This window comes from Methylobacterium oxalidis (assembly GCF_007992195.1).
Classification (GTDB): Bacteria; Pseudomonadota; Alphaproteobacteria; order Rhizobiales; family Beijerinckiaceae; genus Methylobacterium; species Methylobacterium oxalidis.
Genome location: NZ_BJZU01000072.1, coordinates 20580 through 35250 on the forward strand (window position 1 = coordinate 20580; position 14671 = coordinate 35250).

Below are 14671 nucleotides of genomic sequence, written 5' to 3' on the forward strand. Positions count from 1 at the left end.
AGAGACAGGACGTGCCCCGATGAGCGCAGGCCTCGCCGAGAGCCCCACCGCCCTGGCCGACCGCGGCGAGCTCGCCCTCGGCCTGCCCGAGAGCTATCTCGCGGCGGGCCACACCCTGGGATCGTGGCTGACCTCCACCGACCACAAGCGCATCGCGATCCTCTACGCGATCTCGATCACGGTGTTCTTCTTCCTCGGGGGCGCGGCCGCCACGATGGTGCGCCTGGAGCTGTTCACGCCGAAGGCCGACGTCGTCGGGGCCGACACCTACAACAAGCTCTTCACGCTGCACGGCGTGATCATGGTCTGGTTCTTCCTGATCCCGTCGATCCCGACGACGCTCGGCAACTTCCTGCTGCCGCTGATGATCGGCGCGCGGGACATGGCCTTCCCCAAGCTCAACCTCGCCAGCTGGTATCTCAACATCCTCGGGGGGCTGCTCACCGCCTCGGCCATGCTGGCGGGCGGGATCGACACGGGCTGGACCTTCTACGTGCCCTACGCGACCGTGTTCTCGAACAGCGCGGTCTCGCTCGGGGTGCTCGGCGTCTTCGTCTCCGGCTTCTCGACCATCGCCACGGGCGTCAACGTCATCGCCACGACCCACACCCTGCGGGCGCCCGGCATGACGTGGTTCCGCCTGCCGCTCTTCGTCTGGGCCCTGTACACGACGAGCCTGATCTTCGTGCTCGCCACGCCCGTGCTCGCCGTGACGCTCCTCCTCGTCGTGGCCGAGCGCGCCTTCGACCTGCCGATCTTCGATCCGGCCCGGGGCGGCGACCCGATCCTGTTCCAGCACCTGTTCTGGTTCTACTCGCACCCGGCCGTCTACATCATGATCCTGCCCGCCATGGGCGTGATCTCGGAGGTGATCACCTGCTTCGCGCGGCGGCGCGTCTTCGGCTACACCTTCATGGTCTACGCGCTCCTGGCCATCGCGGTGATCGGGTTCTTCACCTGGGGCCACCACATGTTCACCTCGGGGATGTCGCCCTTCGCGGCGCTCGTCTTCTCGTTCCTGTCCTTCATCGTGGCGGTGCCCTCGGCCATCAAGGTCTTCAACTGGACGGCCACGCTCTATCGCGGCCAGATCGGCTTCGAATCCCCGATGCTCTACGCGCTCGGCTTCGTCGGCCTGTTCACGGTCGGCGGGCTGACGGGCCTGTTCCTCGCCTCCGTCCCGATCGACGTGCACGTGCAGGACACCTACTTCGTCGTGGCGCACTTCCACTACATCATGGTCGGCGCCTCGGTGTCGGCCTACTTCGCCGGCCTGCACTTCTGGTGGCCGAAGGTGACGGGCCGGATGTACCCGGAGACCTGGGCGAAGTTCGCCGCGATCCTGATGTTCTTCGGCTTCAACCTGACCTTCTTCCCGCAGTTCATCGCGGGCTACCTCGGCATGCCGCGGCGCTACCACGTCTACCCGCCGGAGTTCCAGATCTGGAACGTGCTCTCCTCCTCGGGCGCGGCGGTGCTCGCGGTCGCCTACCTCATGCCGCTCGGCTACCTGACCTGGTCGGTCCTCTTCGGGGAGCGCGCCCGCAACGACCCCTGGAACGCCTCGGGCCTCGAGTGGCGCACGACCTCGCCCCCGCCGCGCGAGAACTTCCTCGGTAAGCCCGAGGTGCTGGCCGAGCCCTACAACTATCACCCGGAGGGGGCGCCGCCGGTCAAGGACCAGCCCCGCATCCCGGCGCAGGGCTCGCTGACGTGAGCGCGGCGGAGAAGCTCCTGCTGCGCGAGCCCTGGGACGGGCTGGGGCTGCCCGAGGAGAGCGCCCTGGCGCGCCAGCGCGCGGGCGCCACCTTCGGGATCTGGATCTTCATCGCCAGCGAGGTGCTGTTCTTCGGCGCGATCATCCTCCTCTACACGGTGATGCGCCTCGAGCACCCGGACGCCTTCGCGGCGGCGGCGCGCGAGACGAACCTCGTCTACGGGACGCTCAACACCGCGCTCCTCCTCACGAGCGGGATGCTCGCGGCGGTGGCCTCGCGGATGAACGAGGGGGCGGGCGCGCGGCGGACCGTCCTGTGGTGCCTTGCCGCCACCGCCGGCCTCGGCCTCGCCTTCCTCGCCGTGAAGGGGATCGAGTACCGCGAGGATATCGGCAGGCACCTCGTGCCGGGGCCCGGCTTCCCGCTGCCGCAGCCGCCCGCGCAGCTCTTCTTCGCGGTCTACTGGTTCGCGACCGCGATCCACGGCATCCACCTCGCGATCGGCATCGGCCTCGTCGCGCGGCTGGCCATCCTGGGCTGGCGCGATCCCGCCTTCCTGCCCGACAACCCGCAGGTCGAGGTCAGCCTGCTCTACTGGGGCTTCGTCGACATCGTGTGGATCTTCCTCTACCCGCTGCTCTACCTGCCCGGACGTGCCGGATGAGCGCCGGGCCCACCCCTCCGGCACCCTCGGGGGCCCGCATCTGGCGCCGGGCGCTCCTGGTCTGGGCCGGCCTGATCCTGCTCCTCGGGCTCAGCTGCCTTGCCGCCTGGGCGCCCCTCGGCGGCTGGACGAGCGCCGTCAACCTCGGGCTCGCAGCGACGCAGGCTGCGCTCGTCGCGGTCCTGTTCATGCGCCTCGACGAGGCCGGCCCGCTGGTGCGCCTCACCGCCGCCTGCGGCCTGTTCTGGCTGGCGATCCTGTTCACGCTCTGCCTCACCGACGTCCTGAGCCGCCTCGCGAACGCCTGAGCGGCAGGGTCGGGATCCGCCCCGCCCCCTGTGCTAGAAGCGATCCGGGGCGCTCGCACGCCGGGAGCGTCGTGGCCGGACGCGTCGAGACCATGTCGCACACGAATACGGAACGCCCGGCCGCGACGGTGCGGCCCGGCCACAGCCGGGCGCCGCGCCGCCGCGCGGGAGCCGCGCGTCGCGGCCTGCTTGCCGTCCTCCTGCCTCTCGCCGCGCTCGTCGCGCCGGCCCGGGCCGAGCCCGATGCGCAGCCCTTCACGGCCGCCTACGACCTGCGCTTCCTCGGCCTGTCCGTCGGGCAGGCGACGCTCACCCTCGATCGCGATCCGGCGGGGGGGCGCTACGGCCTCGATCTCGCGGCCTCCCTCCGGGGGCTCGTCGGCTTCTTCGTCGAGGGCGCGGGCACGGCGCGCGCGTCCGGCCGCATCGGTCCGGCGGGCGCGCAGCCGGCCGCCTTCGACGTCGACAGCCGTTACGCCGGCAAGCCGATCCGCGTCGCGATGCGGCTCGAACGGGGCGGCGTGCGGAGCCTGACGCTCGAACCGGAGCCCACGCCGCGGCCCGACCGGGTCCCGCTCGCGCCCAAGGACCGGACCGGCATCATCGACCGCTGAGCGCGCTGGCGGTGCCCCTCGGCGACGTACCGCTCGACGCCGCCCTCTGCGAGCGGCGGATCCCGGTCTTCGACGGCGCCACCCGGGCCGACCTCGTGCTCTCCCGCGGCGCCCTCGTGACCGTGCAGGAGGGGCCCTATCGCGGCCCCGCGCTCGATTGCCGCGTCCGCTGGGTGCCGATCGCCGGGCACCGGGCGAACGGCCCGACGGTCCGCCGCATGGCCGGGAACGACGCGATGCGCGTGCGCCTCGCCCCCGTGCCCGGCGGCGCGCTCCTGCTGCCGCTTTCGATCGGCGTCGCCACGGGCTGGGGCGATGTCCGCATCGAGGCGACGGGCTGGGGAAGCGGCGTGGGGGCCGCGGCCGCGCGGACCCCGGAATCCGGGCGGGCCAGCGTCCGCGTCAGCCTGCCGCGCGCGCCCTAGGGATCAGGGGCGGTGGAGATGGCATTTCTCCCGCAGCAACGCGATCAGGTCATCCATCTGGCGATCGATCTCCGTGGATTTCTGCCAGATCGGGACGTGCGCGTAGGAAGCGGGAATGACCGTCTCGGCGTAGCCTGTGGTGAAGACCACCGAGACGTTGCGGTCCCGCAGGATGTCGACGACGGAGTAGCTGAGCTCGCCCCTGAGATTGATGTCGAGGAGCGCCACGTCGAGCGGCCGCGACCGGGCCAGCGCCTCGGCCTCCGACAGGGTCCCCACGGGGCCGACCACCTCCGCCCCGTGGGCGGAAAGCGCCTGCGCCACGTCGTCGGCGAGGAAGTACTCGTCCTCCACCACGAGCACGCGGCAGCGTGCGAGGTTTTCGGAGCGGGAGGATATGGACATCGGACTCTCCTCGGCGCGTGGCCTGCACAAACAGGGCGTGCATTGTGCCGTGGAAGCTCGTAGCTATGGCCGGCGAGACCTTCGGCAAGGGAACGGCACCGGCCCCGGCGAGACGGGCACCGGTTCGTCATGGAGGCAGCGCTGGAGCCGGTGGACGCTGATCTGCGCCTGAGCTTGGAGAAGGCGGACGCCCGGGCGGCCGAGGCCGAGCGGCGCCTGGCCGAGGCCGATTGGCGCTGTGCCGAGCTCCAGCACCAGCTCCACAACACCCTGGCCGTCATCCGCTCCGTCGTGCGCCGTTCGGCCGAGACGGGGGAGAGCGTCGAGGATTACGCCATGCATCTCGACGGGCGGCTCTCCGCCCTCGGGCGGGTGCAGGGGGCGGTCGCGGCCGACCCGCAGATGCGGCTCGACCTCCACTCGCTGATCTCGGACGAGCTGCTCTCCTTCCACGCCAAGGAGGGCGAGCAGGTCCAGCTGATCGGCCCCCAGATCCTGCTGCAGCTGCGCGCCGCGGGCACGCTCGGCCTCGCCTTCCACGAGCTGGCCACGAACGCGGTGAAGTTCGGCGCACTGACGCGGCCCGAGGGCCGCGTCACGGTCTCCTGGCGGATCGCCCCCGCGTCCGAGCCGCGCCTCGTGATCGACTGGGCCGAGCGGGGCGGGCCCGGGGTCGCGCCACCGGCCCGGAAGGGCTTCGGCCAGACCCTGTTCGACCGCGTCCTGCCCTACGAGCTGAAGGCGGAGTGCGCCCTGAGCTTCGGGGCGGGCGGCGTGCGCTGCCGGATCGACCTGCCGTTCACGCCGCGGATCGCGGCCGAACCCTGAAACGCGAGGGTGTTCGGGCGGCAACGCGGCGCGCCTCAGGGCCGGGCACCCGGGAGCGGAGCCCGACGCGGCCCGGCCCTAGCGGCCCGGCAGCGTCGTGCTGAACCTGTGCTCCAGGGCCACGGCGCCGGCGCGGCTCACCCGGTAGGTCGCCGTGTAGGTCCCGGCCGGAAAGCCCCCCTCCGGGCGCCTGCGCCCGACGAAGACCAGGGACTGCGCCCGGGGCCGCGCGAGGGCCGGTTCGGCGGTCTGCGCGACCGGGCGGCCGTCCGGGCCTTCGAGGACGAGGCTCTGCACGTCGCCCGCGTCGAGGCCGATCGCGCGGACATACGCGACGAGGGCCGGCGCGTCCGGCCCGGCGGATCCCGCCGTCTCCGCCTCCACCGCCTCCATCGTCACGGGCCCCCCCGAGAAGCCGGCGTTGAGCACCGTCCCGGCGTGGTAGGCGAGCCTGTCGCGCAGGTCCGCCTCCCACAGGCTGTCCCGGGCGGGCCCCGCCGCCGCCGCGCAGCCCGAGGGGCCGGGCTCCGGCGCGAACGGGTCCACCGTGCGGCCCTCCCGACGCAGGGTGAAGTGGAGATGGGGGAACTCGCTCGCGCCCGAGAGTCCGGCCTGTCCGAGGGGCTGGCCGGCGGCGACGCCGTCGCCGGGGCGTACCCTGAGGCTGCCGCGGGCGAGATGGCAGTACTGGCTCTCGTAGCCGTCCGCGTGGCCCACCACGAGGCCGTTGCCGCACTCGACGCCGGCGACCTTCTCCACGCCCGTCTCGCGCACGGAAACGTCCGGCGCGTCGTTTCGGGTGCGCAGCACGCGCCCGGCGGCCGCTGCGAGCACCGTCCCGGCGGGGCCGCTCTCCTGCACCCGGGTCGGCAGCCGGAAATCGGTGCCGTCATGGCCCTCATAGGTGCGGCTGCCGCAGGTGTAGTCGCGGATGCCCGGCCCGGGATCGCGGTCGACGTAGTACTGCACGAAGCAGGTCACCCCCGGCTCGCAGGCGAGCGGCAGGCGCAGCCGGAAACCCTCCGGCCACGCGGGTGAGGGGCAGAGGGCGAGGGCGACGAGGGGCAGGGCGATGCGCGCCGGCGCCATGGCAGCTCGCAGGTTCGCCGCCGGCCCTGCCGGGATCTCTCGGGCGGAGATCCGGGCAGGCCGGCGGTGGGTCAACGCGAGCGGAGCGGGACGGTTCGTCGGCGCGGGCGGGGGCGCAGAACCGTGCGGTGCCGGCACCGGGGCGCGCAGAGACCCTGTCGGCCGTGATCGCCGCTCAGCCCCCCTCCCGCAGGCCGACGAGGTTGAAGGCCGTGACCGGGCGGTGGAAGCCCTTGAGGGTGAGCGGCCCGAGCGGCTCGGTCTCCGCGAAGGGCTCGGCCAGGGCCTGGAGGCGCTGGCTGAGGAGGATCTGCCCCGGCGAAGCCTCGTCGCAGAGCCGGGAGGCGAGGTTGGTGACGCTGCCGAGCGCCCCGTACTCGCGGCGCCCCTCGAAGCCGAACTGGCCGAGCGTGGCGTAGCCGGCGGCGATGCCGATGCCGAAGCCGATCTCGTAGCCGCGCCGCTGCCAGTCGCCGGAGAGGGCGCCGAGCCGCTCGCGCAGGTCGAGGGCCATCGCGAGGGCCCGGCGGGGATGGTCGGGGCAGGGGACCGGATCGTTGAAGTAGACCATGATCCCGTCGCCCGCGAAGTGCTCCAGCGTGCCCTCGTGGCGGACGATGCTGGCCCCGACGAGGGCGTGGTAGGCGCGCAGCACCTCCAGGGCGTCCTCGGGCGCGGCCGTGTCCGTGAAGGCGGTGAAGCCGCGCAGGTCGCAGAAGACCACGGTGATCTCGCGGCGGTGGGTCTCGAGCAGCCTGCCCTCGGTCTCCGTCGAGGCGACGAGGTCGGCGATCTGCGGGGACAGGAAGCGGCGCAGGCGCCCGATCCGCTCGATCTCCTGCACCTGCTCGGCGATGCGGGTCTCGAGATCCGCGTTGCAGCGGGCGAGCTCCGCCCGCTGCGCCTCCAGTTCCTCGGCCTGGCGCCGCACCGTGTCGGTGAGCGCCTTGACGCGCAGCATGGCGCGCACCCGTGCCATCAGGGCGGCGTGCTCGTAGGGCTTGGCGAGGTAGTCGTCGCCGCCCGCATCGAGGCCCGCCACCACGTCCCGCGTCTCAGCGCGAGCGGTGAGCAGGATCACCGGGATGAAGCAGAGATGCGGGTCCTCCTTGAGGATGCGCAGGACGTCGATGCCGCTGAGCTTCGGCATCATCACATCGAGGAGGATCAGGTCCGGCATCGCCTCGCGGGCGAGCGCGAGTCCGGCCTCCCCGTCCGGCGCCGTCAGCACCGCGTAGCCCGCCGCCTCCAGGCGGATGCGCAGGATCTCCAGATTCTCCGGCGCGTCGTCGACGGCGAGGATGCGGGCGGTCACGGGCGGGCGCCTCCGGCCTCCGCCCCATCGTGCAGGATCTCGCGCACCAGCGCGAGGATCTTGCGGGGGCTAAAGGGCTTGGCGACGTAGCCGTCGCAGCCGGCGTCGAGCGCCTTACCCTCGTCGCCGGACAGGGCGTAGGAGGTCACCGCCACGACCGGGATGTGACGCGTGGCCGGGTCGGCCTTCAGCCGGCGCGTGGCCTCGTAGCCGTCGATCACGGGGAGCTGGATGTCCATCAGGACGAGGTCCGGCCGCTCCTGGAGCGCCAGCGCCACGCCGCTGCCGCCGTCCGTCGCCTCCAGGAGGTCGTAGCCGGCGACCGTGAGCAGGTCGCGCAGGATGCGCCGGTTGTCCTCGGTGTCCTCGACGATGAGGATGCGCTTCGTCATGCGGCCTGCTTCTCCTCGCTGGCGCGGACCGGCAGATGGACCCGGAAGACGGCGCCGTGGCCGGGCTCCGACTCGACCTCGATGCGGCCGCCGTGGAGCATCACGAGCTTGCGCGCGATCGACAGGCCGAGGCCGGTGCCGCCCTGCTTGCGCGTGCTGGAACTGTCGATCTGCTGGAACTCGTCGAAGATGCGGCCCTGGTCGGCCACAGCGATCCCGGGCCCGGTATCGGCGACGCTGAGGGTGAACCACGCATCGGAGGCGGCGGCGCTGACGCGGACCTCGCCGGCCTCCGTGAACTTGATGGCGTTGCCCACGAGGTTCATCAGCACCTGGGTCAGGCGCCGCTCGTCGCCCTGGCCGACCGGCAGCCCCTCCGCGACCTCGGTGGTCAGCGCGATCTTCTTGCCCTGGGCCAGCGAGGAGGCGGCCGCGACCACCTGCTCGATCATCGCAGGCATCGAGTAGTCCTGGATGCTGAGCGTCAGCGAGCCGGCCTCGATCTTGGTGAAGTCGAGCACGTCGTTGATCAGGCTGAGGAGGTGGCGCCCGTTGATCTGGATGCGCTCCAGAGCGTCGAGCGCCTTGTCGCTCAAGGGGCCGTAGAGGCCGTCGACCAGCAGTTCGGAGTAGCCGAGCACGGCGTTGAGCGGCGTGCGCAGCTCGTGGCTCATGTTGGCGAAGAAGTGCGTCTTGTGCCGGTCCGCGGCGGCGAGCTCTCGGTTCTTCTCGTCGACCTCCTGGAACAGGCGCGCGTTGCGGATCGCCAGGGCCGCCTGGTGGGCGAAGCTCTGCAGCACGTCCGGCGAGGCCGACTGGGCGGCTCGCGCGTCCCGCAGGACGAGGACGAGGCCGAGGGGGCCCTCCGCGTCGGAGAGCGGCAGGGCGAGGCCGGCGGACAGGCCCGCCGCCAGCGCCGCGGCGCGGCCGGGAAACCACGTCGCCTCGGCGAGATCGGGCAGGGCGAGCGCCCCGCGTGCGGCGGGATCTCCCGATCCCGGCAGGGAGGCGGGGGCGAGCTCGGCGCCCGCCTCCGGCGCGTCCTCCGGCCAGCCCCGCGCGGCGGCGAGGGCGTAGCGTCCGCTCGCTCCGTCGCGGAGATAGACCAGACTCGCCCGGGCCCCCGTCAGGGCGGCGGCGCGGGCGGCGATGGCGGCCGTCACGGCGTCGAGCTTCAGGGAGGCCACGATCGCCCGGCCGGTCTCCTCCAGGGCGCGCAGCTCGCTCACCGAGTGGGCGAGATCGCGGGTGCGCTTCTCGATCTCGACCTCCAGGCGCCCGTAGGAGCCGGACAGCTCGTCGGCCATGCGGTTGAAGGCGTCGGCCAGCGCCTCGAACTCGTCGCCGCTGCGGATCGCGATGCGGTGATCGAAGCGGTTGGCGGCGAGGTGCTCGGCGCCCGCGTGGAGAGCCCGGATCGGGACGACCATCCGGCGGGCCAGCACGAGGCTCGCGCAGATCGCCACGACGAGGCCGAAGGCGAACAGCCAGGCGAGCCGGATCAGGAGTTCGCGGATCGGCGCCAGCGCCTCGGGCAGCGGCTGCTCGACCACGATCGCGGCGGGCAGCGCCCCCACCGGCCTGTCGGTGCGCAGCACGTAGCGCCCGTCGGGGCTCTGCCCGAACCGGCCGGCCGGCGCGCCGGCGGCACCCTCGCCCGCCCGCGGCACTTCGGCCCCGAGGGCGACCGGGCTGGCGCCGGTACGGCCGAGGACCCGGCCCTCGGTGTCGACGAGGTAGGCGTAGCTCCCGCTTCCGGGCGTGGCGGAGGGCAGGGCGCCCGCCAGCGGCTCCAGGCTGACCTCGGCGACGGTGACCGCCTGCTCGGGCCAGGCGTGGGCGACGACGAGGGCGGCGTGGGGGCGGCCATCCCGGACGTCCGGCCTGCCGAAGCCCGGCCGCGTCGGGAACGGCGCCTCGGCCGGCGGGCCGGCGCCCGGCCGGCCCGTGCGGACCTGCGCCTTGCCGGAGGCGTCCACGAAGGCCAGCGCCAGCACGCCGGGCGCCTGCTGCAGCAGCAGGTCGTAATCGTCCCGGTGCTGCTCGAGGGTGATGGCGCTCGCCCGGGTCACCCAGCTCACCTGCCGCTCGATCTCGCCGAGCGCCGTCTCGACCGCCCGCTCCGCCTCCTGCGCGTAGTCCGCCTGCGCGCGAGCCACCGCCCGCACCGTCTCGCGGTAGAGGATCCAGGTCTCGACGCCGGCATTGATCGACAGGACGAGGGCGACGAGGCTGACGAGCGTCAGCACGTACTTCCGGAACAGGCTGCGATGCCAGGACAGGCGCGCGGGCAAAGTCGCCGTGAGCCGGGCGCGCAGGCTCATGCGGCGGCTCCGTCCGCACGCGGCGGCAGGCCGGATGCGCGCGGCCCTCTCATCGGCCCCTCCGCCCCAGGCCGGCGATCCTGCCGGCCCGCGACTGTCGGCTCGGGAGGAGGCGGGCGAAAATAACATTCGTGAAGGAGGAGGGGGGCCCGCGTTCCTAGGCTCGGCCGCCGGAGTTCGTTCGGATTCCCTGCCGATTCCCTGAAGGGCGGGCCGCCATGAGCAAGGGTTCCGATTTCGGATTGCTGCTGCGGCTGAACCCGCTCTTCGCGGATCTCGGGCCCGAGATCGCGGCCACGCTCGCCGCCATGAGCACGACGCGCTCGCTCCGGGCCGGCGACGTGCTGTTCCGCGAGCACGACCCGGGCGACGCGCTCTACGGCATTCGCCGGGGGGAGGTGCGGATCGAGACCGGTACGGCCTCCGGCAAGCGCCTCGTGCTCAACACGCTGGGCTCCGGCGACGTGTTCGGCGAGATCGCGCTCCTCGACGGCCGCCCGCGCACCGCCGATGCCGTCGCGGTGGAGCCGACCGACCTGTTCGTCCTGCGCCGGGCGGACCTCCTCGCCTACCTCGCGCGGGAGCCCGGCATCGCGATCAAGCTGATCGAGCTCCTGTGCGCCCGGGTCCGCTACATCGCGGGGCAGATGAACGAGATGACGGTGCTGCCGCTCTCGACGCGGCTGGCGCGCCGCCTCACCGTGCTCGCGGCGGATTTCGGCAGCGAGATCCAGATCTCGCAGGAGCAGCTCGGCGCCTACGTGGGCAGCACCCGCGAGAGCGTGAACCGTCAGCTCCAGGCGTGGCGCAGGGCCGGTCATCTCGACCTTCGGCGGGGCTGCATCATGCTGCGGGACAAGGCGGCGCTCTCGCGCGAGGCCGCCCTCCTCGACGCGGACGAGGAGGGCTGGTGAGGGGTGAGGCGCGTCGCGCTCACGGCAGGACGCGCACCACGCGGAAGCCGTTCGCGTAGTAGCGGACGTCCGCGTCGTAGCGGAAGCGGGCGCTCGGCTTCACGTAGGCCGCGGAGCTGTCGAACGAGCCGCCGCGCAGCACCCGCTGGCCGCAGGCGCCGCGGAGCCACGGAGCCCCCTCCGGGGACGCGCTCCGATAATCGTCGCTCCAGCAATCCTCGACCCACTCGGCCGCGTTGCCGGCCATGTCGAACAGGCCGAACCCGTTCGGCGCGAACCGGCCCGCGTCGAGGATCTGCTCGTCCTGCCCCGGGCGGCACTCGCGGCAATTCGCCTTGCCGGCGCCGATCTGCGCGCCCCAGGCATAGGCCGTGCGGGCGCCGCCGCGGGCGGCGTACTCCCACTCGGCCTCGCTCGGCAGGCGGTAGCTCTGCCGGGTCTTGCCCGAGAGCCAGCCGACGTAGTCCTTGGCGTCGTACCAGCTCACGTTCGTGACCGGCCGCGCGCCGGAGCCGCCGCCGGGCGGCCGGTACTTGCAGGCGCCGCTCTCGACGCACTGGTTCCACTGGTCGACCGTGATCTCGGTGGCCGACATGGCGAAGGGCTTGGCGAAGGTGACCTTGTGCACCGGGCGGTCGAAGGGGGTGGAGCCCGAACCCATCTCGAAGCTGCCCGCGGGCAGCACCACCATCTCGGGGCAGTCGCCGCAATCGCGCAGGGTCTCGCCCCGCTGCGGGCCGGGCTTGGGCGGCGAGATCGCTGCAGTGGCCTGGACCGGCGGCGGGGCGGGAGCGGGCGTGGCGGCCGCCGGCGGCGGCGCGACCGGAGCGGGCGGAGGCGGCGCCACGGCCGGAGCGGGTGCGGGTGGAGCGGGTGCGGGCAGCGCCTGGGGCGGCGTGTTCAGGGCCATGGTTCGGGCGCGGGGCGCCCGGGCCGGGGCGGCGTCCGGCTCCGGCGCGCGCGGGCCGGGGCCCGCAGCGGCACCCGAGGCCCCGCTCGGCTTGGCGACGTGGAATTCCTCGATCAGCGAGGAGGACACCCAGGGAACCTGTTCGGTGTTCGAGGCCCGCGAGACGCCCATCCGCGTGTGCGCGAAGGCCTCCTCGGCGCTGAGGTTCGGGGTGCGCAATTCCTTCACGAGCTCGCCCATGAACAGGCTCGGCTCGCCGGCGGGCTCGCGCACCAGCTTGCCCGGCGGGGCGGCGAGGAGCACGAGCGTCCCCTCCGGCGTGTCGACGGGGGCGAGGCCCGCCCAGGAGGCGCGGAAGCGGCGCTCGTACGGGTTCTCCCGGGCGGCGTCGACGACGGCGATCTTCACCCGCGCCCCGCGCCGGTTCATCTCGGCCAGCACCCCGTCGAGGCTGACCCCCTCCTTGCGCACCTCCGTGTCGGACCAGATCTGGGCGTTGACGGGCAGCAGGAAGGTCTGCCGGTTCACCTGGATGCCGTAGCCCCCGAAATACAGGAACGCCGCCGAGCCGGCGTTGATCTTGCCGTAGAAGCCGTCGAGCACCGTCTGCATGTCCTCGCGGGTGACGTTCTCCCGCAGGTCCACGTCGAACTCGTGGCGCCGCAACTCGTCGGCGAGGAGGCGCGCGTCCCGGCCGACCGCGGCGAGCGGCGCCTTCGCGTCCGGGTAGCGCGCGTTGGCGATCAGGAGCGCGAAGCGGCGTCCCGCCCCGATCGTCGCCTGCGCGGCGGCCGGCGCGGCGAACAGGGGCAGGGCGACCATCACCAGGCAGGCGAGCAGAAGGGCGCTCCGGCCGACGGGACAGGGGCCGTCCCGGAGGGCCCGCCGGACGTTCCAGGCGCTCAGGCGACCGCCCGGAGGCTGGCCGCGCGTCATGCACCCGTGTCGAATCGGTCTGTTGCGAAGGAGTAAATCGCGCATCGGCGGCAATCCAAACCCATCAGCTTGACCGCTTTCGACTAGTGTCCGGTATAGCACGCGCCCGCTAGATCAAACCGTAGCCGTTGCAAAACATTGTGGCATGTATTCTCTTGGTCATTGACCGCACACTGCCTCTTTCGGGCTAGCGAATCACCTTTTTAGGGGGCCTCTAGCTCGTTTTTGCGGGTCGGCGGTTGGCACGAGGTCGTGCGCCTATTCGGCTGCGGTCACGCGATGCCTGACGGGAGGGCGACGATGCGCGGCGCGACGGCTTGGACCTGTCGAATCGGTGCGTTCCTGGTGCTCGCGCAGGCGGCCAGCGCACAGCCCGCCCTGGCCGAGCGGAAGGGCGGGCCGACGCCGTCGGCGCCCGGCGCCGCCGTCTACTTCATCGACATCAAGGACGGCAGCGTCCTGCCCCGCAGGCCGATGATCCGGTTCGGCCTGCGCAACATGGGTGTCGCGCCCGCGGGCTCGGACCGCATGAACGCGGGCCACCACCACATCCTGGTCGACGTGCCGATGCCGCCTCTCGACCGGCCGATCCCGAACGACTTCAACCACCTGCATTTCGGCGCCGGCCAGACCGAGGCCGAGATCGAGTTGGCGCCCGGCGAGCACACGCTGCAGCTCCTGCTCGCCGACAAGGACCACATCCCGCACTCGCCCCCCGTCGCCTCCGAGGTGGTGAAGGTGCGTGTCGTCGAGGCGCCCGCGGGCGCCGAGGCCGCGGCGCCGGCCGCGCGCAAGACCTCGCCGCCCGGCGCGCGGGTGTACTTCGTGCAGCCGCGCAACGGCGCCGTGGTGCCCCGCAAGGTCACGATCCGGTTCGGGCTCGTCGGCATGGGCGTCGCGCCGGCCGGGTTCGACAAGGCGAATACCGGGCACCACCACCTGCTGATCGACACGCCGCTGCGCTCGCCCGACGAGCGTATCCCGAGCGATTTCAACCACCTGCATTTCGGCCTCGGGCAGACCGAGGCGCAGGTGACGCTGCCGCTCGGAACCCACACCCTGCAGCTCGTCCTGGCCGATGCCGACCACGTGCCGCACGTGCCCCCGGTGATGTCCGAGACGATCAAGGTGCTCGTCACCCGCAACGGGCGGCGGCCGCGCGTGGCTCGCCACCGCGACCGCTGAGGCGCCGCCCCGACGGCTCAGAACGCGTCGTAGGGTGCGGATTCCGGCAGCTTGGACCGGATGGTCATCTCGCGGATGTCGATGGCGGAGGCCCTGACGGGCACGCGGGCCGGTGCGTCGAGCATGCTCGCGCGGACGATGACCATGGTCGCGAGAAGAGCGACGGCGATGACGACGAGCTTGATCATGGCGCAAACCTGAGGTTCGAGGTCTTCGAGGCTCCTGCCGCGAAGAGGAACCCGTTCCCGGATCCCGCCGAACCTGTATTTCGCCCTGTAAAAGCGAACCGTGATCGAGATCACGCTCGGCCCGAAGCCGAGAAGAGAGGACTCCGAACCCTCCCGGACACTTGGCCTGACGCCGGCGCGCCGCCGCTTTGCCCCCTCCTTCCTCTCAGATCCGCGGGAGAACGTACTGCCGGCCGAGGCGGGCGGTCTCGCCCGCGTCGGGGGTGACGATCTGCGAGGGCCGGGGACCGCGCCCGTGCACGACCATCGCGTCGGTGACGAGGAGCAGCGCGATCAGGCTGAGGATGCGGCGGGACATGGGGCGGGCTCCGGATGGAGCGAACATCCGCCCGTTCGCCCGCGCCGACCGTGACGCGGCTCACGCTCGGGACCCTCCGGCCCGTGCGTTACGATGGT

General features: G+C 72.6%; 16 protein-coding genes. 8 read left to right on the forward strand and 8 right to left on the reverse strand.

What is annotated here, in order from left to right; all coding sequences use genetic code 11:
• The first annotated feature begins 19 nt into the window (after positions 1-19).
• From ctaD to MOX02_RS32225, 5 genes are all read left to right on the forward strand, one after another.
• Positions 20-1717 carry a cytochrome c oxidase subunit I gene (gene ctaD, locus MOX02_RS17455; protein ID WP_147027073.1) on the forward strand — a complete coding sequence of 566 codons (1698 nt, stop codon included), beginning with the start codon at positions 20-22 and terminating at the stop codon, positions 1715-1717.
• Positions 1714-2382, forward strand: coding sequence for a cytochrome c oxidase subunit 3 (locus MOX02_RS17460; protein WP_147027074.1), 669 nt, complete (start codon positions 1714-1716; stop codon positions 2380-2382). Before ctaD ends, MOX02_RS17460 begins: the two co-directional genes overlap by 4 nt.
• Complete coding sequence (locus tag MOX02_RS17465; RefSeq protein ID WP_147027075.1) at positions 2379-2690, forward strand: cytochrome C oxidase subunit IV family protein; 312 nt, start codon at positions 2379-2381, stop codon at positions 2688-2690. The genes MOX02_RS17460 and MOX02_RS17465 overlap by 4 nt, the downstream gene beginning before the upstream one ends.
• Positions 2691-2761: 71 nt before the next feature.
• Positions 2762-3304 (forward strand): DUF3108 domain-containing protein, encoded by a 543-nt coding sequence (locus MOX02_RS32220; RefSeq protein WP_238178938.1) that lies wholly within the window; start codon positions 2762-2764, stop codon positions 3302-3304.
• 11 nt (positions 3305-3315) lie between these two features.
• Positions 3316-3729 carry a hypothetical protein gene (locus MOX02_RS32225; protein WP_238178940.1) on the forward strand — a complete coding sequence of 138 codons (414 nt, stop codon included), beginning with the start codon at positions 3316-3318 and terminating at the stop codon, positions 3727-3729.
• Positions 3730-3732: 3 nt separating this feature from the next.
• Here the strand turns inward: MOX02_RS32225 and MOX02_RS17475 are convergent, their stop codons facing one another.
• Positions 3733-4134 carry a response regulator gene (locus tag MOX02_RS17475; protein ID WP_147027076.1) on the reverse strand — a complete coding sequence of 134 codons (402 nt, stop codon included), beginning with the start codon at positions 4132-4134 and terminating at the stop codon, positions 3733-3735.
• A 150-nt stretch (positions 4135-4284) separates the two neighbouring features.
• Between MOX02_RS17475 and MOX02_RS17480 the strand changes: the two genes are divergently transcribed.
• Positions 4285-4962, forward strand: coding sequence for a sensor histidine kinase (locus MOX02_RS17480; protein ID WP_170267907.1), 678 nt, complete (start codon positions 4285-4287; stop codon positions 4960-4962).
• Between the two features lie 78 nt (positions 4963-5040).
• On the opposite strand, the gene MOX02_RS17485 is transcribed toward MOX02_RS17480, so the two are convergent.
• From MOX02_RS17485 to MOX02_RS17500, 4 genes are all read right to left on the reverse strand, one after another.
• Positions 5041-6051, reverse strand: coding sequence for a M23 family metallopeptidase (locus MOX02_RS17485; protein WP_147027078.1), 1011 nt, complete (start codon positions 6049-6051; stop codon positions 5041-5043).
• 175 nt (positions 6052-6226) lie between these two features.
• Positions 6227-7366 (reverse strand): adenylate/guanylate cyclase domain-containing protein, encoded by a 1140-nt coding sequence (locus MOX02_RS17490; protein WP_147027079.1) that lies wholly within the window; start codon positions 7364-7366, stop codon positions 6227-6229.
• Positions 7363-7758: a response regulator gene (locus MOX02_RS17495; protein ID WP_147027080.1), complete on the reverse strand. Its 396-nt coding sequence runs from the start codon at positions 7756-7758 to the stop codon at positions 7363-7365. The genes MOX02_RS17490 and MOX02_RS17495 overlap by 4 nt, the downstream gene beginning before the upstream one ends.
• Positions 7755-10082, reverse strand: a complete 2328-nt coding sequence (locus MOX02_RS17500; protein WP_147027081.1) for a sensor histidine kinase — start codon at positions 10080-10082, stop codon at positions 7755-7757. Before MOX02_RS17500 ends, MOX02_RS17495 begins: the two co-directional genes overlap by 4 nt.
• A gap of 218 nt (positions 10083-10300) precedes the next feature.
• On the opposite strand from MOX02_RS17500, the gene MOX02_RS17505 reads away from it, so the two are divergent.
• Entirely contained in the window at positions 10301-10996 is a 696-nt protein-coding gene (locus MOX02_RS17505) for a Crp/Fnr family transcriptional regulator (protein ID WP_147027082.1), read from the forward strand.
• A gap of 19 nt (positions 10997-11015) precedes the next feature.
• On the opposite strand, the gene MOX02_RS17510 is transcribed toward MOX02_RS17505, so the two are convergent.
• Positions 11016-12842, reverse strand: coding sequence for an SUMF1/EgtB/PvdO family nonheme iron enzyme (locus MOX02_RS17510; RefSeq protein WP_170267908.1), 1827 nt, complete (start codon positions 12840-12842; stop codon positions 11016-11018).
• Between the two features lie 300 nt (positions 12843-13142).
• Here MOX02_RS17510 and MOX02_RS17515 point away from each other — a divergent pair, with 300 nt between their 5' ends.
• Positions 13143-14027 (forward strand): DUF4399 domain-containing protein, encoded by an 885-nt coding sequence (locus tag MOX02_RS17515; protein ID WP_147027084.1) that lies wholly within the window; start codon positions 13143-13145, stop codon positions 14025-14027.
• A gap of 17 nt (positions 14028-14044) precedes the next feature.
• Here MOX02_RS17515 and MOX02_RS31330 read toward each other — a convergent pair whose 3' ends face one another.
• Both MOX02_RS31330 and MOX02_RS31335 read right to left on the reverse strand, forming a co-directional pair.
• Complete coding sequence (locus tag MOX02_RS31330; protein WP_170267909.1) at positions 14045-14215, reverse strand: hypothetical protein; 171 nt, start codon at positions 14213-14215, stop codon at positions 14045-14047.
• 205 nt (positions 14216-14420) lie between these two features.
• Positions 14421-14573: a hypothetical protein gene (locus MOX02_RS31335; RefSeq protein ID WP_170267910.1), complete on the reverse strand. Its 153-nt coding sequence runs from the start codon at positions 14571-14573 to the stop codon at positions 14421-14423.
• Positions 14574-14671 lie beyond the last annotated feature (98 nt).

What these genes read in the sequence shown, in the direction of transcription:
- MOX02_RS17510 (WP_170267908.1), bottom strand. Translation starts at nt 12,842, where the DNA reads ATGACGCGCGGCCAGCCTCCGGGCGGTCGCCTGAGCGCCTGGAACGTC.
- MOX02_RS17505 (WP_147027082.1), top strand. Translation starts at nt 10,301, where the DNA reads ATGAGCAAGGGTTCCGATTTCGGATTGCTGCTGCGGCTGAACCCGCTC.
- MOX02_RS17515 (WP_147027084.1), top strand. Translation starts at nt 13,143, where the DNA reads ATGCGCGGCGCGACGGCTTGGACCTGTCGAATCGGTGCGTTCCTGGTG.
- ctaD (WP_147027073.1), top strand. Translation starts at nt 20, where the DNA reads ATGAGCGCAGGCCTCGCCGAGAGCCCCACCGCCCTGGCCGACCGCGGC.
- MOX02_RS31330 (WP_170267909.1), bottom strand. Translation starts at nt 14,215, where the DNA reads ATGATCAAGCTCGTCGTCATCGCCGTCGCTCTTCTCGCGACCATGGTC.
- MOX02_RS17495 (WP_147027080.1), bottom strand. Translation starts at nt 7,758, where the DNA reads ATGACGAAGCGCATCCTCATCGTCGAGGACACCGAGGACAACCGGCGC.
- MOX02_RS17485 (WP_147027078.1), bottom strand. Translation starts at nt 6,051, where the DNA reads ATGGCGCCGGCGCGCATCGCCCTGCCCCTCGTCGCCCTCGCCCTCTGC.
- MOX02_RS17475 (WP_147027076.1), bottom strand. Translation starts at nt 4,134, where the DNA reads ATGTCCATATCCTCCCGCTCCGAAAACCTCGCACGCTGCCGCGTGCTC.
- MOX02_RS17500 (WP_147027081.1), bottom strand. Translation starts at nt 10,082, where the DNA reads ATGAGCCTGCGCGCCCGGCTCACGGCGACTTTGCCCGCGCGCCTGTCC.
- MOX02_RS31335 (WP_170267910.1), bottom strand. Translation starts at nt 14,573, where the DNA reads ATGTCCCGCCGCATCCTCAGCCTGATCGCGCTGCTCCTCGTCACCGAC.
- MOX02_RS17465 (WP_147027075.1), top strand. Translation starts at nt 2,379, where the DNA reads ATGAGCGCCGGGCCCACCCCTCCGGCACCCTCGGGGGCCCGCATCTGG.